The sequence below is a fragment of the Actinomadura meridiana genome, from assembly GCF_039537545.1.
Classification (GTDB): domain Bacteria; phylum Actinomycetota; class Actinomycetes; order Streptosporangiales; family Streptosporangiaceae; genus Spirillospora; species Spirillospora meridiana.
In genome coordinates, this window is the sequence record NZ_BAABAS010000015.1 from 262,754 (window position 1) to 277,367 (window position 14,614).

A 14,614-nucleotide genomic window follows, 5' to 3' on the forward strand; every position below is an offset into this window, starting at 1 on the left:
GGACCATGGACTTCACGATCCCGGCCGAACTGCGCGACCTCGTCGAACGCACCCGGCGGTTCCGGCTCGCCGAGCTGGCGCCGCTGGAGCCGGAGTTCCTCCAGGCCGGACGGCTCGACGACGCCCGCCGCCGCGAACTCCAGGAGAAGGCCCGCGCGCGCGGCCTGTGGGGCGTGGACGTCGCCAAGGAGTACGGCGGGCTGGGCCACGGCCACCTCGGGCTGTGCCTGGCGATCGAGGAGCTGTACCAGAGCCCGCTCCGGCTGGAGTTCGGCGGAAGCCCGGAACCGTGCCTGTTCCTCGCAGACGACCACCAGCGCGAACGGTTCCTCCAGCCGGTCCTGGACGGCGCGAAGCAGAGCTGCTTCGCCTTCAGCGAGCCGGAGACCGGATCGGACTTCGGCCATCTGCGGACCGTCATCGCCGACGACGGCGACACCGTCCGCGTCACCGGCCGCAAAATGTTCATCGGCCTCGCCGATGTGGCCGACTTCGTCATCCTGTTCGCCACCACCGACCCGGACGCCGGGGCGCGCGGGGTGACCTGCCTGCTGGTCGAGACGGACACGCCCGGCTTCGAGATCGTCCGGCCGATGCCGACGATGGGCGACGACTGGCTCCCCTTCGAGCTGGAGTTCCGCGACTGCGTCGTGCCGAAGGAGCACGTCCTCGGCGGCTGGAACAAGGGGTTCGGCGTGGCCGCGCACCAGCTCACCCATGGCCGCCTCAAGATCGCGGCGATCGCGCTCGGGATCGCGCAACGGGCGCTGGACGAAGCGGTCGCGTGGGCGAAGGAGCGCAAGACCTGGGGCAAACCCATCGCGACCCGCCAGGGTGTGCAGTGGCTGCTCGCCGACTCGCTGGTGGAGCTGGAGTCGGCGCGGCTGCTCGTCCACCGCGCGGCCTGGCTCGCCGACAACGGGGACGGCGTCCAGCACGAGGCGTTCATGGCCAAGCTCGCCGCGACCGAGATGGCCTACCGGGTCACCGACCGGTGCCTCCAGGTGCTCGGCGGGCGCGGCTACCTGCTGGAGTCGCCGGTGCAGAGCCTGTACCGGCAGGCCCGGCTGTGGCGGATCGGGCACGGCACGTCCGAGATCCATCGGTGGATGATCGCCCGCACCATGCTCGGCCTCGGCGCGAACGACGACTGAACGGCGGCCCTCGATGCTGGACATGCTCGGACACCGGACCCTGAACGACCTGCTCGACGAACGCGTCGAGCGTTACCCCGACAAGCCGTGGCTGGTCCACGAGAACGAGATCGGGGACGTCACCGAATACTCCTACGCCCAGTTCGCCGAGCTGACCCGGCGGGTCGCGGCGGGGCTGCGCGGGCTCGGGATCGGCGCGGACGACAAGGTCGCCCTGGCGCTCGGCAACGTGCCCGAGTTCGTCGTGGCGTTCTTCGCGGTGGCGCGGCTCGGGGCCGTCGTCGTCCCCTGCAACCTGCGCAACCATCCGGCGGAGATCGCGCACGTGATCCGGGCCGCCGACGCACGCCTGCTGATCGGCACGGACGCGACGCTCGACGATCTCGACGACCGCCTTCCGGGCGCCGACCGGCTCGTGCGCGTCGGGTTCGGGGACGTCCCGGGTCGCCGGTCCTGGCGGGAGCTGATCGCGGCGGAGCCGTGGCCGGACGGCGTGGCGGTCGCGGAGGAGCGGCCCGCGCAGATCCTGTTCACGTCCGGCACCACGGCCCGGCCGAAGGGCGTGCTGGTCACGCACGCCAACCTGCTGTTCGCCGGGGAGATGGTGGTCCGCTCCTACCTGCTTGACGACACCGACCGTCTGCTCACGGCGCTGCCCCTGTTCCACCTGAACGCGCAGGTGCTGTCGATGTTGGCGGCGCTGACGGCGGGCGGCACTTTGATCGTTCTGGCGGAATACCACGCCTCCACCTTCTGGGCACAGATCCGCGCGCACCGTGCCACGCAGACGAGCCTCGTCGGGATGCTGGTGCGGACGTTGCTGGCGCAGCCGTCCGACCCGTCCGACTCCCGGCACGCGCTGCGGCGGGTGAGCTTCGCGCTCAACGTCACCGACCCGGAGCGCGCCGCGTTCGAGGAGCGCTTCGCCGTCGAGCTGATCAACGGGTACGGGCTGTCGGAGGCCGTCGCCGGGGTGGCGGTGTGCCCGGTCAACGGGCCGAAGCGGTGGCCGTCGGTCGGGCTGCCCGCGATGGAGCGGCGGGTCAGGCTGGCCGGCCCGGACGGCGCGGAGGTCGGCGTCGGCGAGGTCGGGGAGATCCAGGTGCACGGCGTCCCCGGCCGCACGCTGATGCTCGGCTACTACCGCGACCCGGAGGCGACGGCGGCGGCGCTGCGCGACGGGTGGTTGAGCACCGGCGACTACGCCTATGCCGACGCCGACGGCTACCTGTACTTCTTCGACCGCAAGAAGGACGTCATCAAGCGGGCGGGCGAGAACATCTCGGCGAGCGAGGTCGAGATGGTCCTCACCGAGCATCCGCTGGTGGCCCGCGCCGCCGTCGTCAGCGCGCCCGACCCCGTCCGGGACGAGGCCGTCCGGGCGGTGCTGCAACTCGCGCCCGGCGCCGCGCTGAGCGAGGCCGAACTGCTGGCCCACTGCCGCGACCGGCTGGCCGCCTACAAGGTGCCGTCGATCGTCGAGTTCCGCGACGAGCTGCCGCTGACCTCGGTCGGCAAGGTCGACAAACGTCAACTGCGCTCCGAACGGGCGCCCCTGCCCGGAGGACGGTCGTCATGACCACGCCACCAGACCCGGCGCTCGCCGAAGCGTACGAGCGGCTCCGACCACTGATCGGGACCTCTGGGCCACCGACCCGAGGACACGTGGACCGGCGCGACTTCGCCCGGTTCGCGCTCGCCGCCGGTGACCCGAACCCGATCTACCAGGACGACGTTGCCGCCCAGGGCGCGGGCCATCCCGCCGCCATCGCGCCGCCGGTGTTCGTGTCCTCCGTGCAGGAGTGGGGGATCGGCAAGCCGATGGCGGGACTCCGCGCGGACGGCACGGGCAGCGAGCGCACCGGCTGGCTGCCGCTCGACGGGCTGCGCCTGATGGGCGGCGGCCAGGACCTCGAACTCCACGAACCCGTCCTCGACGGCACCGAACTGACGATCACCTGCGTGCTTGAGGACGTCGTCCTCAAGCACGGCCGCTCCGGACCGTTCCTGTTGCTGTCGCTGGTCACCACCTACCGCAAGCCCGACGGCACGGTCGTCGTGACGTGCCGGGAGAACCCGATCGCGAGGACGGTGTGAGCGGATGACGGAAACCGAGGCGATCCCCGCCGCGCTGGCGGAGGTCGCGCCCGTCGAGCGGGTGGCGACGCACCTCCAGGCGTTCCTGTTCAGCGCCGCTACCTGGAACCCGCACCGCATCCACTACGACCGCGACTACGCCCGGCACGAGGGGCACCCCGACGTCCTCGTGCAGTCCCACCTCCACGCCTGCTTCATCAGCCAGGCGCTGCTGAACACGGTCGGCGACGGGGCCCGGCTCGTCCGCTTCGGCTGGCAGAACCGCGCGATCGCCTGCCCCGGCCAGCGGCTGGTGATCAGCGGCCGGGCCGTCGCGGCGGCGTCCACCGGCGCGGGTCTGCGCGTCGACTACGAACTCGACGAACGGCACGAGTCCGGCGAGGTCGCGGCGGTCGCCTGGGCCAGCGTCGTCCTGCACGCCCGCACGAGCCCGCTCACCCGCACGAGAAGGAGACCGTCATGACCACGGCCCGGACCGTCACCCGAGACACGCGCACCGCCACGGTGCCCGAGCGGTTGCGAAAGGCGATGGTCGACGCCCACGTGGTGCCGCTGTGGGAGAGCCCCACCGCGCACCAGCTCGACCGCGAGAACGAGCGGCCCCACCGGTGGCCGTGGAGCGACCTCGCGCCGGTGCTGGAGGGCGTCGCCGCCATCGGCTCGCCGGAGATCGTCGAACGGCGGGTGCTGTCGCTGGTCAACCCGAAGTCCACCAGCCCGGAGGACGAGGCGACCACCGGCCTGGTCAGCGCGGCGGTGCAACTGCTGCTGCCGGGCGAGCGGGCCCGTCCGCACCGCCATTCGATGAACGCGCTGCGCTTCGTCCTGGAGGGGTCCGGGGCGCACACGGTCGTCGACGGCAAGCCGTGCCCGATGGAGCGCGGCGACCTGATCATCACGCCCGCGTGGTGCTGGCACGAGCACATCTCCGCCGGGACGCGGCCCACGATCTGGGTGGACGTCCTGGACGTCGCGCTGCACCTCGCGCTCGGCACCGACGAGTTCCAGCCCGGCCCGATCGTCGACGCGGCGACCCATCCGGCGGACGCGCTGTACACCGTCCCGAACGTCGCGCCATGCGTCGAAGACCTGCCGGACTCGGCCGCGCGGCCGCATTCTCCCGTCTTCCGCTACCCGCTGGCCGACGTCGTCCGGGCGCTGCGCAACGCACCGGAGGCCCCGGACGGCTCGCGCCGCGTCCGGTACGTCAACCCCGTGACCGGCGGGCCCGCGATGTCGATGCTGGACTGCACGATGCTCCAGGTCGAGGCGGGCGGGTTCACGGCGCCGACCCGGTCCACGGCAAGCACCCTCTGCGTCGCGATCGAGGGCGCGGGGGAGTCGGTCATCGGCGGGGAGCGGATCCCGTGGGCGGCCAACGACGTGTTCACCGTCCCGTCGCGGCAGGACGCGCGGCACCGCGCCGAGGGCGGCCCGGCGCGCCTGTTCCAGGTCAGCGACCGCGAGGTCTACGACCGTCTCGGACTGCTCAGCGAGTCGCGTGGTGAGTAGCGAGCCCGACCGGATCGTGGTGGTCGGCGCGGGCCAGGCGGGCGGCTGGACGGCCGTCGCCCTGCGCGAGCACGGCCACCAAGGGGAGATCGTTCTCGTCGGCGCGGAGGCCCATCCGCCGTACGAGCGTCCGCCGCTGTCCAAGGAGTTCCTGCGCGGCCCGGTCCCGCCCGAGCGGGTGGCGATCAAGCCCGCGTCCCACTACCGGGACGCCGGGATCGAGCTGCGGCTCGGCGCCGAGGCGACGCGGCTCGACCGGCGGCGGCGCACGGTGACGCTGGGCGACGGCGACGAGCTCGGCTACGACCGGCTCGTGCTGGCGACCGGGTCCCGGCCGCGCCGCCTCCCGGTGCCGTGCGCGGCGGCCGGACGGGTGCACCACCTGCGCGACCTCGCCGACGCCGACCGGCTGCGGGGCGCGCTGGCGTCCGGCACCCGGCTGGTGGTGATCGGCGGCGGGCTCATCGGCATGGAGGTCGCCGCGGCAGCCGCCGAACGGGGCCTGGAGGTGACCGTGCTGGAGCGGGCCGGACGGCTGATGGAGCGCGTCCTGCCACCCCAGGTGAGCGATTATCTGGCCGGAGTCCACGCCGCGCATGGCGTCCGCGTGCTGACCGGAGTCGAGATCGACCGGGTGGAGGCTCCCGGTGACGAGGTCAGCGTGCGGCTCGGGGACGGTCGGGCCGTCGCCGCCGACCACGCCGTCGTGGGGATCGGCGCGGTGCCCAACGACGGGCTGGCGGCGGCGGCCGGACTGGCCGTCCGCGCGGGGGTGCTCGTGGACGAGTTCGGCGCCACCGCCGACCCCCGGATCTACGCGGTCGGCGACGTCGCCCGCTTCTACCATCCGTTGCTCGGACGCGAGGTCCGCCTGGAGTCCTGGCACAACGCGCAGAACCAGGGGATCGCGGTCGGACGCGGAATGGCCGCTGGCCACCAGCCCTACACCGAGGTCCCGTGGTCATGGAGCGACCAGTACGACGTGAACGTGCAGATCGCCGGATGCCCACCCGACTGGGCCGTCACGGTGTGCCGTGAGGCCCCGGACGGCGACGGGTTCACCGTCGTGTCGCTGCGCGGCGACGTGCCCGTGGCCGCCGCGACGGTGAACCAGCCGCGCGAGATGCGCGCGCTGCGCAAGCTCATCGCCCGTGGCGGAGCGATGGCGGGAGGTGCACGATGACCAGCCCGGACGGCGACGGCACCGTCGTGGCCCGCAGCGAGGAGATCGCCGACGGCGAGATGCTCGGCGTCCACGTCGACGGACGCAGCATCGCGATCTACCGCTCCGAGGGACGCCTGTACGCCACCGGCAACATCTGCACGCACGGCCAAGCGCTGCTCACCGATGGCTGGCTCGAAGACGGCGTCATCGAATGCCCGCTGCACGGCGGCCGGTTCGACATCGGCAGCGGCGCGTGCCTCGGCCCGCCGGTCGACGAGCCGCTGGCGACCTACCCGGTGAGCGAACGCGACGGCGAGATCCGCGTATCGACGCGAACGGAGGCCCGACCATGACCGAGACCATGACCGAACGGACCGATGTCGCCGTCCACCTCATGGTGCACGACCTCTACACCCGGTACGCCGAATGCATCTGCGACGACGAACTGGAGGAATGGCCCGGCTTCTTCGTCGAGGAGTGCCTGTACCGCATCGTCCCGCGCATCAACCACGACCGGGGGCTTCCCGTGTCGCTCGTCCTGGCCGAGAGTCGCGGGGGCATCGTCGACCGCATGACCGCGATCCGCAACACGATGGTGTTCGCGCCGCGCTACATGTCGCACGCGGTCACCTCGATCCGCGTCACCGGCGTCCGGGACGGCGATCTGCTCACCCGGAGCATGCTGACCGTCCACCAGACGATGAACGACCAGCCGACCGAACTGCTGCTGGCGGCCCGCACCTTCGACCGCGTCCGGATCGAGGACGGCGTGCCGCGCTTCGCCGAACGGGTCGTGGTCTGCGACACCGAGTCCCTCCCCAGCACGATCATCTACCCGCTGTAGCGCCGCGCGCCGCCCGCGCCGAGCTGCCCGCGTTGCCCGCGTTGCCCCTGGAGGTTCCACCATGCTCACCGAGTCGATCCGGAACACCGACCTGGACGCGCGGCCCTGGCCGTCGCGGGACAACAGCCGCGTCCCCAACTGGGTGTACTCCGATCCGGAGAACTACCGCCGCGAACTCGACCGGATCTTCTACGGGCCTTTCTGGAGCTTCGTCGGCCTGGCCTGCGAGATCCCCGAACCCGGCGACCACATGCGCGCGGTCGTGGGCGAGAAGTCGGTGCTGGTCACCCGTGCCGCCGACGGCGGGATCAACGCGGTGCTCAACATCTGCTCCCATCGCGGCCTGGAGGTCTGCCGCGACAAGTTCGGCAACGGCAAGGAGCTGATGTGCCCGTATCACCAGTGGACGTATGACCTGGGCGGCGACCTCATCGGCGTGCCGTTCCGGCGGGGCGTCAAGGGCAAGGGCGGGTATCCGAAGGACTTCGACCCGTCCCGCCACGGGCTGCGCCGGTTGCGCGTCGAGAACGTCAACGGCGCCCTGTTCGCGACGTTCGACGAGCGGGCGCCCTCAATGCGCGACTACCTCGGCGAGAAGATCTGGGAACGCCTGACCCGGGTGTTCGACGGCCGCGACCTGGAGGTCCTCGGCTACCACCGGCAGCGGGTGCGGGCGAACTGGAAGCTGTACCCGGAGAACATGAAGGACTCCTACCACGCGAGCCTGCTGCACGTGTTCCTGATCAGCTTCGGGCTCTACCGCATCGACCAGGACGGCGAACTGCTCCAGGACCCGGAGACCAAGGCGCACAACGTGGTGTCGTCCATCCGCAACGACGTGAAGGACGTGGCGGGCACCGAGGAGATGCGGTCGCTGAGGCACGACTTCGAGCTGAACGACATGCGCCCGCTGGCGTCGGTGAAGGAGTACGACGACGACGTCACGATCCAGATCGTCACGATGTTCCCGGCGTTCACCGTCCAGCAGCAGAACAACCTGCTCCAGTGCCGCAACGTCATCGTGAAGGGGCCCGAGGAGTTCGAGCTTGTCTGGACGTTCTTCGGCTACGCCGACGACGACCCCGACCTGCGGCAACGGCGCGTGCGGATGGCGAACCTGGTCGGCGCGGCCGGGCTCATCTCGATCGACGACACCGAGGTCTTCGAGTTCTCCCGCGCCGGGATGACCGCCAACCCCGACCGCGCCTGCGTCGTCGAGCTGGGCGGACGCGGCATCGAACCGCCGGTGGCGGGCGACATGGTGTCGGAGGGCCCCATCCGCGGCTTCTACGACTTCTACCGCCGCGTCATGTACGACCGGCCCTGATCATACGACCGGCGCTGATCAGCCGGGTCGGCCGGTCAGGACCCGCCCGCGGGGCGCCGCCTCCGCGCGGCGGGCTTGGCGCCGTCGACCGGGACGACCTCGGCCAGCCGCAGCGCCAGCTCGACGTACAGCTCGCCGACGTCCTGCGGTGTCATCCCGGCGCCGTGGTGGTACCAGGCCGTGACCGCCGAGCACATGCCGTGCACCGCCCGCGCGGTCTCGCGGGGACGGTCGCAGCCGAACCGGCCCGCCTTGACCCCGGCCAGCAGCGTCGAGGTGAAGATCGCCTGCACCCGCTCCACCTTGACTTGAACCTCGGCGCGGGGCACCGGCTCCAGGCTGCGCAGCTCGGTGTTCACGATCGAGCTCTCGGGTTTCTCGCAGTGCAGCACCACGTGGACGCGGACCGCCGCGGCGAATCGTTCCAACGGGTCGTCGACGCCGTCGAGCGCGGACTCCATCTCGGCGAGCAGATGGTCGAACTCGTTCTTGAGCGTTCGTTCGAGTAGTTCGGCCTTGCTGCCAAAGTGGTGGAAGAGGGTCGCGATCCCGACGTTCGCCTCACGCGCGATGTCGCGGATCGACGTCCCGTCGTATCCCTTGCTATGGATCAGCTTGATGGCCGCCTGCTGGATGGTGTCGGCCGTGTCTCGACCCGTCCGAGTGGGCTCCATGGTCCTATGTATACCAGCCGGTCGGGGCGGTGCGCCCGTTTCGGGCGTCCCTTGTGATCGAACGATCGATCTACTAGGTTGAACGCATGCCCGTAGACCCGGAGTCCGTCCTCGCCATCGACGTCCACACGCATGTGCAGCGGCGCGGGGACGGGGCGCCCCTCGACGCGACGGCCCGGTCCTACGCCGACGCCGCCGCGCGGTACTTCGGCGGCCGGGTCGCCGAGCCGACCGCCGCCGACATCGCCGAGTACTACCGGGAACGGCGGATGGCGGCCGTCCTGTTCACCGTCGACTCGGGGGCCGGCAGCGGGCAGGTCGGGGTGCCGAACGGCGAGGTCATCGACGCGGCGGCCGACCACCCCGACGTCCTGATCCCGTTCGCCTCCGTCGACCCGCACAAGGGCGTGCTGGCCGTGCGCGAGGCGCGGTCCTACATCGAGCGGGGCGTGCGCGGCTTCAAGTTCCACCCCAACACCCAGGCGTTCTGGCCCAACGACCGCGCCCACTACCCGCTCTACCAGGTGATCGCCGACGCCGGTCTGATCGCCCTGTTCCACTCCGGGCAGACGGGTATCGGCGCCGGGATGCCCGGGGGCGGCGGCATCCGGCTGAAGTACTCCGACCCGATGCTGCTGGACGACCTGGCCGTCGACTTCCCTGGCCTGGACATCGTGATCGCCCACCCGTCCTTCCCCTGGCAGGACGAGGCGCTCGCGGTCGCGACGCACAAGCCCAACGTCCACATCGACCTGTCGGGCTGGTCGCCGAAGTACTTTCCCGAGACGCTCGTCCGGCACATCAACGGGCCGCTCCGGCACAAGGTGCTCTTCGGCTCCGACTACCCCATGATCACCCCGGACCGGTGGCTCGCCGACTTCGCCAAGCTCGCGATCCGCGACGAGGTCAGGCCGCTCGTCCTGAAGGAGAACGCGGCGCGGCTGCTGCGGCTCCGCCCCCACGAACCCGCCGGGAGGGCGCATGACTCCGACCACCGATGACGCGGGCTGGCCCCGGCTGGCGCTGCCGCCGCGCGAGCGGATGACGGCGTGGCAGTCCGCGATCTACGACTCGTCCGTGGCGAAGTTCGGCGGGGCCTACGGGCCTCGGCTGCCGCTCGTCCTCGCGCCCGAGCTGTACCGGGCGTGGGCGGAGATGTCCGAGCGGCTGTCGGACGCCGACCTGCCCGCGCGGCTGCGCGAGCTGGCGATCCTGGTCACGGCCCGGTTCTGGGACGCCGACTTCATCTGGTTCGCGCACGCGGGCCCCGCCGCCGACGCCGGTCTCGACCCGGGCACGATCGACCGGATCAGGGCGGGCGGCCCCGTCGTGGGCGCCGCCGACGAGCAGGCGATCGAAGGGTTCGTCACCGAACTGCTGCACCGGCACCGCGTCGGCGAGGCCGTGCACGCGCGGGCCGTCGAGACGCTCGGCGCTCGCGGGCTGGTGGAGCTGACCGCACTGGTCGGCCACTACACGAGCGTCGCCCTCATGCTCGCCGCCCATGCCGCTCCCATGCCGGTCGGAGTCGACCGGCCCCTGTCCGTGCCGCCAGCCGTGCCGACCGAGGAGGAGCAGTCATGAAGGAGTACTACGCGGAGAGCCGCACCGGTGACAGGGACGTCCGGCTCTATGTGCGCGAGGACGGCGACCCCGGCGCGCCCCCGCTGCTGCTGTCGAACTCCCTCGGCACGGACACCTCGATGTGGGAGCCCCAGTTGGCGGCGTTCACCGAACGGTTCCGCGTCATCCGGTACGACATGCGCGGACACGGCCATTCCGAAAGCTCCACCGGCGGCTACGACATTCCGCTGCTGGCGCGCGACGCGCTGGCCGTGCTGGACGCTGCGGACGTGCCGTCCGCGCTCTACTGCGGGGTGTCCCTGGGCGGCATGGTCGGGCAGTGGATCGCGATCAACGAGCCCCGGCGGCTGGAGCGCGCCGTCCTCGCCAGCGCGGGGATCTTCATTCCGCCCCAGGCCATCGCGCCGCGCCTGGAGGCGATCCGCGCCCAAGGGCTGCCGGGTCTCGTGGACGAGATCGTCCCGCGCTGGTTCACGCCCCGCTTCATCGACGCCCACCCCGACCGGGTCGCGGCGCTCAAGGAGGTCTTCCTCGCCAACCGCGAGGACGGCTACTACGGGTGCAGCGCCGCGCTCGGCACGCTCGACCACCGGCAGGGGATCGGTGGCGTCACGGTCCCGATCCTCGTCATCGGCGGTGAGCACGACCCGGCTGTCCCGCCCGAGCACGCCCGTGAACTGGCCGAGAAGGCGCCGGGCGCGACGCTGGTCATGCTCGACGCCGCGCACCTGTCCAACATGGAGCGGCCCAAGGAGTTCACCGACGCCGCGCTGACCTTCCTGTCCGGCGGCTCCCCGGAGGCCGGGGCGTGACCATGGCGGGCGAGCGCCCCAGGATTCATGCCAGCCTCGCCGTCAACGACTACGAGCACGTCCGCGACCTCTGTACCGGAGTCGTCGACGTCACCGGGGTCGCGCTGACCGTCCTGAACCATCCGGTGGAGGAGATCTTCTTCCGGTTCGCCCGCCATCGGGAGTGGGACGTGTCCGAGCTGTCGATGGCCAAGTACTGCGCGCTGCGCGGCTCCGGCGACGACACGCTCACCGCCGTTCCGGTGTTCCCGTCCCGGCTGTTCCGCCACTCGGCGATCTTCATCCGCGCGGACGGCCCGGCCGATGACCCCGCCGCCCTGCGCGGCGGCCGGATCGGCGTCCCGGAGTGGACGCAGACCGCCACCGTCTACGCCCGCGCCCTGCTGGAGGACGAATACGGCGTCAGCCTGGAGGGCGTGACCTGGGTGCAGGCCGGTACCAACGAACCGGGCCGGATCGAGGGCGTGCCGGTGGCCGTTCCGGACGGAGTGCGCCTGGAGCGGCGTCCCGACGCCACGCTCAACGACCTGCTGATCGACGGCGAGCTGGACGCGGTGATCGCGGCCCATCCGCCCCGGGAGATCGAGCGGCGCGGCCCCCGGCTGCGCGGCCTGTTCACCGACCCCCGCGCCGCCGAACGCGCCTACTACGAGCGCACCGGCATCTTCCCGATCATGCATGTCATCGCGCTGCGCGCCGAGCTGCACGCCCGCCACCCCTGGATCGCGATGAACCTGCTGACCGCGTTCGAGCGGGCCAAGCGCAACAGCCTGGAACGGGCCTTCGAGACGAACGCCTCCCGCTTCCCCGTGCCCTGGCAGGCCGCGCACGCCGAGGACGTCCGCGCCCTGTTCGGCGGCGACGACATCTGGCCGTACGGCATCGACGCCAACCGGCCCACGCTGGAGGCGTTCACCCGGATGTGCCACCGGCAGGGGATCACCCCGCGCGCCCTGACCGTCGAGGAGCTGTTCGCCCCCGAGGTCCGCGACCACTTCCGCATCTAGGGAGCGACATGACGATGGTGGAGACGGAACGGACCTGGAAACTCCTCATCGGCGGACGGCCCGCCGACCCTGTCTCCGGCGCCGGCTACCGCACCGAGAACCCGGCGACCGGCGCGCCGCTCGCCGACGTCCCCGACGCGGGCGCCGACGACGTGCGCGCCGCGGTCGCCGCCGCCGAACGCGGGCAGCCCGCGTGGGCGGCGCTGGCGCCGCGCGACCGGGCCCGCGCGCTGCGGCGGCTCGCGGTCGTCCTCGCCGAGCACGCCGAGGAGATCGCCACCCTGGACGCGCTCGACTGCGGCCATCCGCGCACGGCGATGCTCGGCGACGTCGCCATGGCCGTCGACGCGCTCGACATGTACGCGGACTGGGCGCTGCGCCTTGGCGGCGACACGATCCCGTCCACCCCGGACCGGCTGCACGTCACCGTGCGGCAGCCGTACGGGGTGGTCGCGCGGATCGTCCCCTACAACCATCCCGCGATGTTCGCCGCCACGAAGATCGCCGCGCCGTTGCTCGCCGGGAACGCCGTGGTGCTCAAGGCTCCGCCGCAGGCGCCGCTGTCCGCGCTGCGGCTCGGCGAGTTGTTCGCCGAGCATCTGCCCGAGGGTGTGCTGTCCGTTCTCTCGGGGCGGGGCGCCGAGACCGGGGAGGCGCTCGTCCGCCATCCGGCCGTGCGCCGGATCGCGCTCATCGGCAGCGTGCGCACCGGCCAGGACGTGCTCCGCGCGGCGGCCGAGACCGGCATCAAGGACGTGACCCTCGAACTCGGCGGGAAGAACGCCATGATCGTGTTTCCGGACGCCGATCTGGACGCCGCCGCCGCGGCCGCCGTCCGGGGCATGAACTTCCACTGGAGCGCTGGCCAGTCCTGCGGCTCCACGAGCAGGCTCCTGCTGCACGAGTCCATCGGCCCGGACTTTCTCGACCGCGTCCGGCGGCTCACCGAGGACATCCGCGTCGGCGACCCCATGGCGCCGGACACCGAGATGGGCGCGCTCGTCACCGCCGACCATCTCGACACCGTCCGGTTCTACATCGACACCGCCCGGGAGCAGGGCGCCGACGTGCTCACCGGGGCGGAGCGGCCGGACGGCGAACGGTTCGCGCGCGGGCACTGGCTGCGTCCGACCGTCCTGGTCGGTGTGCGTCCGGAACACCGCGTCGCGCGGGAGGAGATCTTCGGGCCCGTCCTGTCGGTGCTGCGCTACCGCGACGAGGACGAGGCCGTGCGGATCGCCAACGCGCTGCCCTACGGGCTGACCGGCAGCGTCTGGACCCGCGACCTCACCACCGCCCTGCGCGTCGCCCACCGGCTCGAAACCGGATACGTGTGGGTCAACGAGGTCTCCCGCCACTTCGCCGGGACGCCGTTCGGCGGCTGGAAAGACTCGGGACTGGGACGCGAGGAGTCCATCGAGGACCTGCTCTCCTACACGCAGTTGAAGAGCGTCCATCTTCCCTTGTCATGACGTCGTGACGTTCTTTCTTGTCGTGACGCAGTGGCCTGGCTGTCTATAGGGTTTGACGGCGTGAGCCAACCGTACGTACCTCCGCGAACGGCCCCAGCCAAGCCGTCCGCGTTCAAGGATTTCTTCACCGGTGTCGGGTATCTGCTGCGCGGCATCGGCTGGATGGCGCGGCACCCGGCCCAGTGGCTGTTCGGGCTGATCCCGGCGCTGATCGTCCTCGTCGTGTACGTGACGGCGCTCGTCTTCCTGGCATTCCAGATCGACGACCTGGCCGGATGGGTGACGGGGTTCGCGGACGACTGGTCGGACGCCGCCCGCACGTCGGCCCGCGTGGTCGCCGGAGTCGCGATCTACGGCGCCGCGCTGTTCGTGGCCGTGCTGACCTTCACCGCGGTGACGCTGCTGGTCGGGGACCCGTTCTACGAGGCCATCGCCGTCCGCGTGGAGGAGTCCGAGGGCGGCGCGCCGCCGGACCCGGGCACCCCGCTGATGGTCCAGATCTGGCGCGCGATCAAGGACACGGTGCTGCTCGGCGTGATCGCGGTGGCGTTCGCCGTGGTGTTCTTCCTGTGCGGGTTCCTGCCCGTGGTGGGGCAGACGGTCGTGCCCGTGGTCGCGGCGCTGGTGTCCGGCTACTTCCTGGCGGGCGAACTGACGTCGGTCGCGCTGGAGCGGCGCGGGATCCTGCGCGCCGAACGGTTCGCGCGGCTGAAGGCGGACCGTCCGCTGGTCGTCGGGTTCGGCGCCGCGACGTTCGTCACCTTCCTCATCCCGCTCGGCGCGGTGCTGGCGATGCCGGGCGCGGTGGCGGGCGCGACCCTGCTGGCCAGGGAACGTCTCGCCGACGGACGGCAGGCCGAGGAGGTGCTGGTCGCGCCCGGTGACGGCGCCTCGGCCTGGCATGGCCGAGCCGAGTGAAAGTTGTGTCCTGAGCGTGATTGTCCGCCGGAACCCGGCTGGTGATCT

General features: G+C 71.7%; 16 protein-coding genes. 15 read left to right on the forward strand and 1 reads right to left on the reverse strand.

All coding sequences use genetic code 11. The features are described from left to right. Positions 1 to 5: 5 nt before the first annotated feature. The 9 genes from ABD808_RS22355 to ABD808_RS22395 all read left to right on the forward strand — a co-directional run bounded on the left by ABD808_RS22355 (position 6) and on the right by ABD808_RS22395 (position 8,099). On the forward strand, positions 6 to 1,154 hold the full coding sequence (locus tag ABD808_RS22355) for an acyl-CoA dehydrogenase family protein (RefSeq protein WP_344899747.1): 1,149 nt from the start codon (positions 6 to 8) through the stop codon (positions 1,152 to 1,154). A gap of 22 nt (positions 1,155 to 1,176) precedes the next feature. Continuing rightward, on the forward strand, positions 1,177 to 2,733 hold the full coding sequence (locus ABD808_RS22360; protein WP_344899749.1) for an AMP-binding protein: 1,557 nt from the start codon (positions 1,177 to 1,179) through the stop codon (positions 2,731 to 2,733). Continuing rightward, on the forward strand, positions 2,730 to 3,251 hold the full coding sequence (locus ABD808_RS22365; RefSeq protein ID WP_344899751.1) for an FAS1-like dehydratase domain-containing protein: 522 nt from the start codon (positions 2,730 to 2,732) through the stop codon (positions 3,249 to 3,251). Before ABD808_RS22360 ends, ABD808_RS22365 begins: the two co-directional genes overlap by 4 nt. Before the next feature lie 4 nt (positions 3,252 to 3,255). Next, entirely contained in the window at positions 3,256 to 3,714 is a 459-nt protein-coding gene (locus ABD808_RS22370) for a hotdog family protein (RefSeq protein ID WP_344899753.1), read from the forward strand. Next, positions 3,711 to 4,763: a cupin domain-containing protein gene (locus tag ABD808_RS22375; RefSeq protein ID WP_344899755.1), complete on the forward strand. Its 1,053-nt coding sequence runs from the start codon at positions 3,711 to 3,713 to the stop codon at positions 4,761 to 4,763. Before ABD808_RS22370 ends, ABD808_RS22375 begins: the two co-directional genes overlap by 4 nt. Continuing rightward, complete coding sequence (locus tag ABD808_RS22380; RefSeq protein ID WP_344899757.1) at positions 4,756 to 5,946, forward strand: NAD(P)/FAD-dependent oxidoreductase; 1,191 nt, start codon at positions 4,756 to 4,758, stop codon at positions 5,944 to 5,946. Before ABD808_RS22375 ends, ABD808_RS22380 begins: the two co-directional genes overlap by 8 nt. Continuing rightward, a complete protein-coding gene (locus tag ABD808_RS22385; protein WP_344899759.1) occupies positions 5,943 to 6,281 on the forward strand; it encodes a non-heme iron oxygenase ferredoxin subunit in 339 nt (112 codons plus the stop codon). Before ABD808_RS22380 ends, ABD808_RS22385 begins: the two co-directional genes overlap by 4 nt. Then, positions 6,278 to 6,772 carry an aromatic-ring-hydroxylating dioxygenase subunit beta gene (locus ABD808_RS22390; RefSeq protein ID WP_344899761.1) on the forward strand — a complete coding sequence of 165 codons (495 nt, stop codon included), beginning with the start codon at positions 6,278 to 6,280 and terminating at the stop codon, positions 6,770 to 6,772. The genes ABD808_RS22385 and ABD808_RS22390 overlap by 4 nt, the downstream gene beginning before the upstream one ends. A 61-nt stretch (positions 6,773 to 6,833) precedes the next feature. Then, a complete protein-coding gene (locus tag ABD808_RS22395) occupies positions 6,834 to 8,099 on the forward strand; it encodes an aromatic ring-hydroxylating oxygenase subunit alpha (protein ID WP_344899763.1) in 1,266 nt (421 codons plus the stop codon). A 35-nt stretch (positions 8,100 to 8,134) separates the two neighbouring features. On the opposite strand, the gene ABD808_RS22400 is transcribed toward ABD808_RS22395, so the two are convergent. Continuing rightward, positions 8,135 to 8,773 (reverse strand): TetR/AcrR family transcriptional regulator, encoded by a 639-nt coding sequence (locus ABD808_RS22400; protein ID WP_344899765.1) that lies wholly within the window; start codon positions 8,771 to 8,773, stop codon positions 8,135 to 8,137. Between the two features lie 86 nt (positions 8,774 to 8,859). On the opposite strand from ABD808_RS22400, the gene ABD808_RS22405 reads away from it, so the two are divergent. From ABD808_RS22405 to ABD808_RS22430, 6 genes are read left to right on the forward strand one after another with little or no spacing between them, the layout of a single operon-like run. Beyond that, positions 8,860 to 9,774 carry an amidohydrolase family protein gene (locus ABD808_RS22405; protein ID WP_344899767.1) on the forward strand — a complete coding sequence of 305 codons (915 nt, stop codon included), beginning with the start codon at positions 8,860 to 8,862 and terminating at the stop codon, positions 9,772 to 9,774. Continuing rightward, positions 9,755 to 10,357 (forward strand): carboxymuconolactone decarboxylase family protein, encoded by a 603-nt coding sequence (locus tag ABD808_RS22410; RefSeq protein ID WP_344899771.1) that lies wholly within the window; start codon positions 9,755 to 9,757, stop codon positions 10,355 to 10,357. The genes ABD808_RS22405 and ABD808_RS22410 overlap by 20 nt, the downstream gene beginning before the upstream one ends. Next, a complete protein-coding gene (locus ABD808_RS22415; RefSeq protein WP_344899773.1) occupies positions 10,354 to 11,169 on the forward strand; it encodes an alpha/beta fold hydrolase in 816 nt (271 codons plus the stop codon). The genes ABD808_RS22410 and ABD808_RS22415 overlap by 4 nt, the downstream gene beginning before the upstream one ends. After that, entirely contained in the window at positions 11,166 to 12,176 is a 1,011-nt protein-coding gene (locus ABD808_RS22420; RefSeq protein WP_344899774.1) for a substrate-binding domain-containing protein, read from the forward strand. Before ABD808_RS22415 ends, ABD808_RS22420 begins: the two co-directional genes overlap by 4 nt. A gap of 8 nt (positions 12,177 to 12,184) precedes the next feature. Next, positions 12,185 to 13,648: an aldehyde dehydrogenase family protein gene (locus ABD808_RS22425; RefSeq protein WP_344899776.1), complete on the forward strand. Its 1,464-nt coding sequence runs from the start codon at positions 12,185 to 12,187 to the stop codon at positions 13,646 to 13,648. Positions 13,649 to 13,708: 60 nt separating this feature from the next. Beyond that, the gene (locus tag ABD808_RS22430; protein WP_344899778.1) at positions 13,709 to 14,566 is read left to right on the forward strand and encodes an EI24 domain-containing protein; all 858 of its coding nucleotides are present in this window, start codon (positions 13,709 to 13,711) and stop codon (positions 14,564 to 14,566) included. Positions 14,567 to 14,614: the final 48 nt, after the last annotated feature.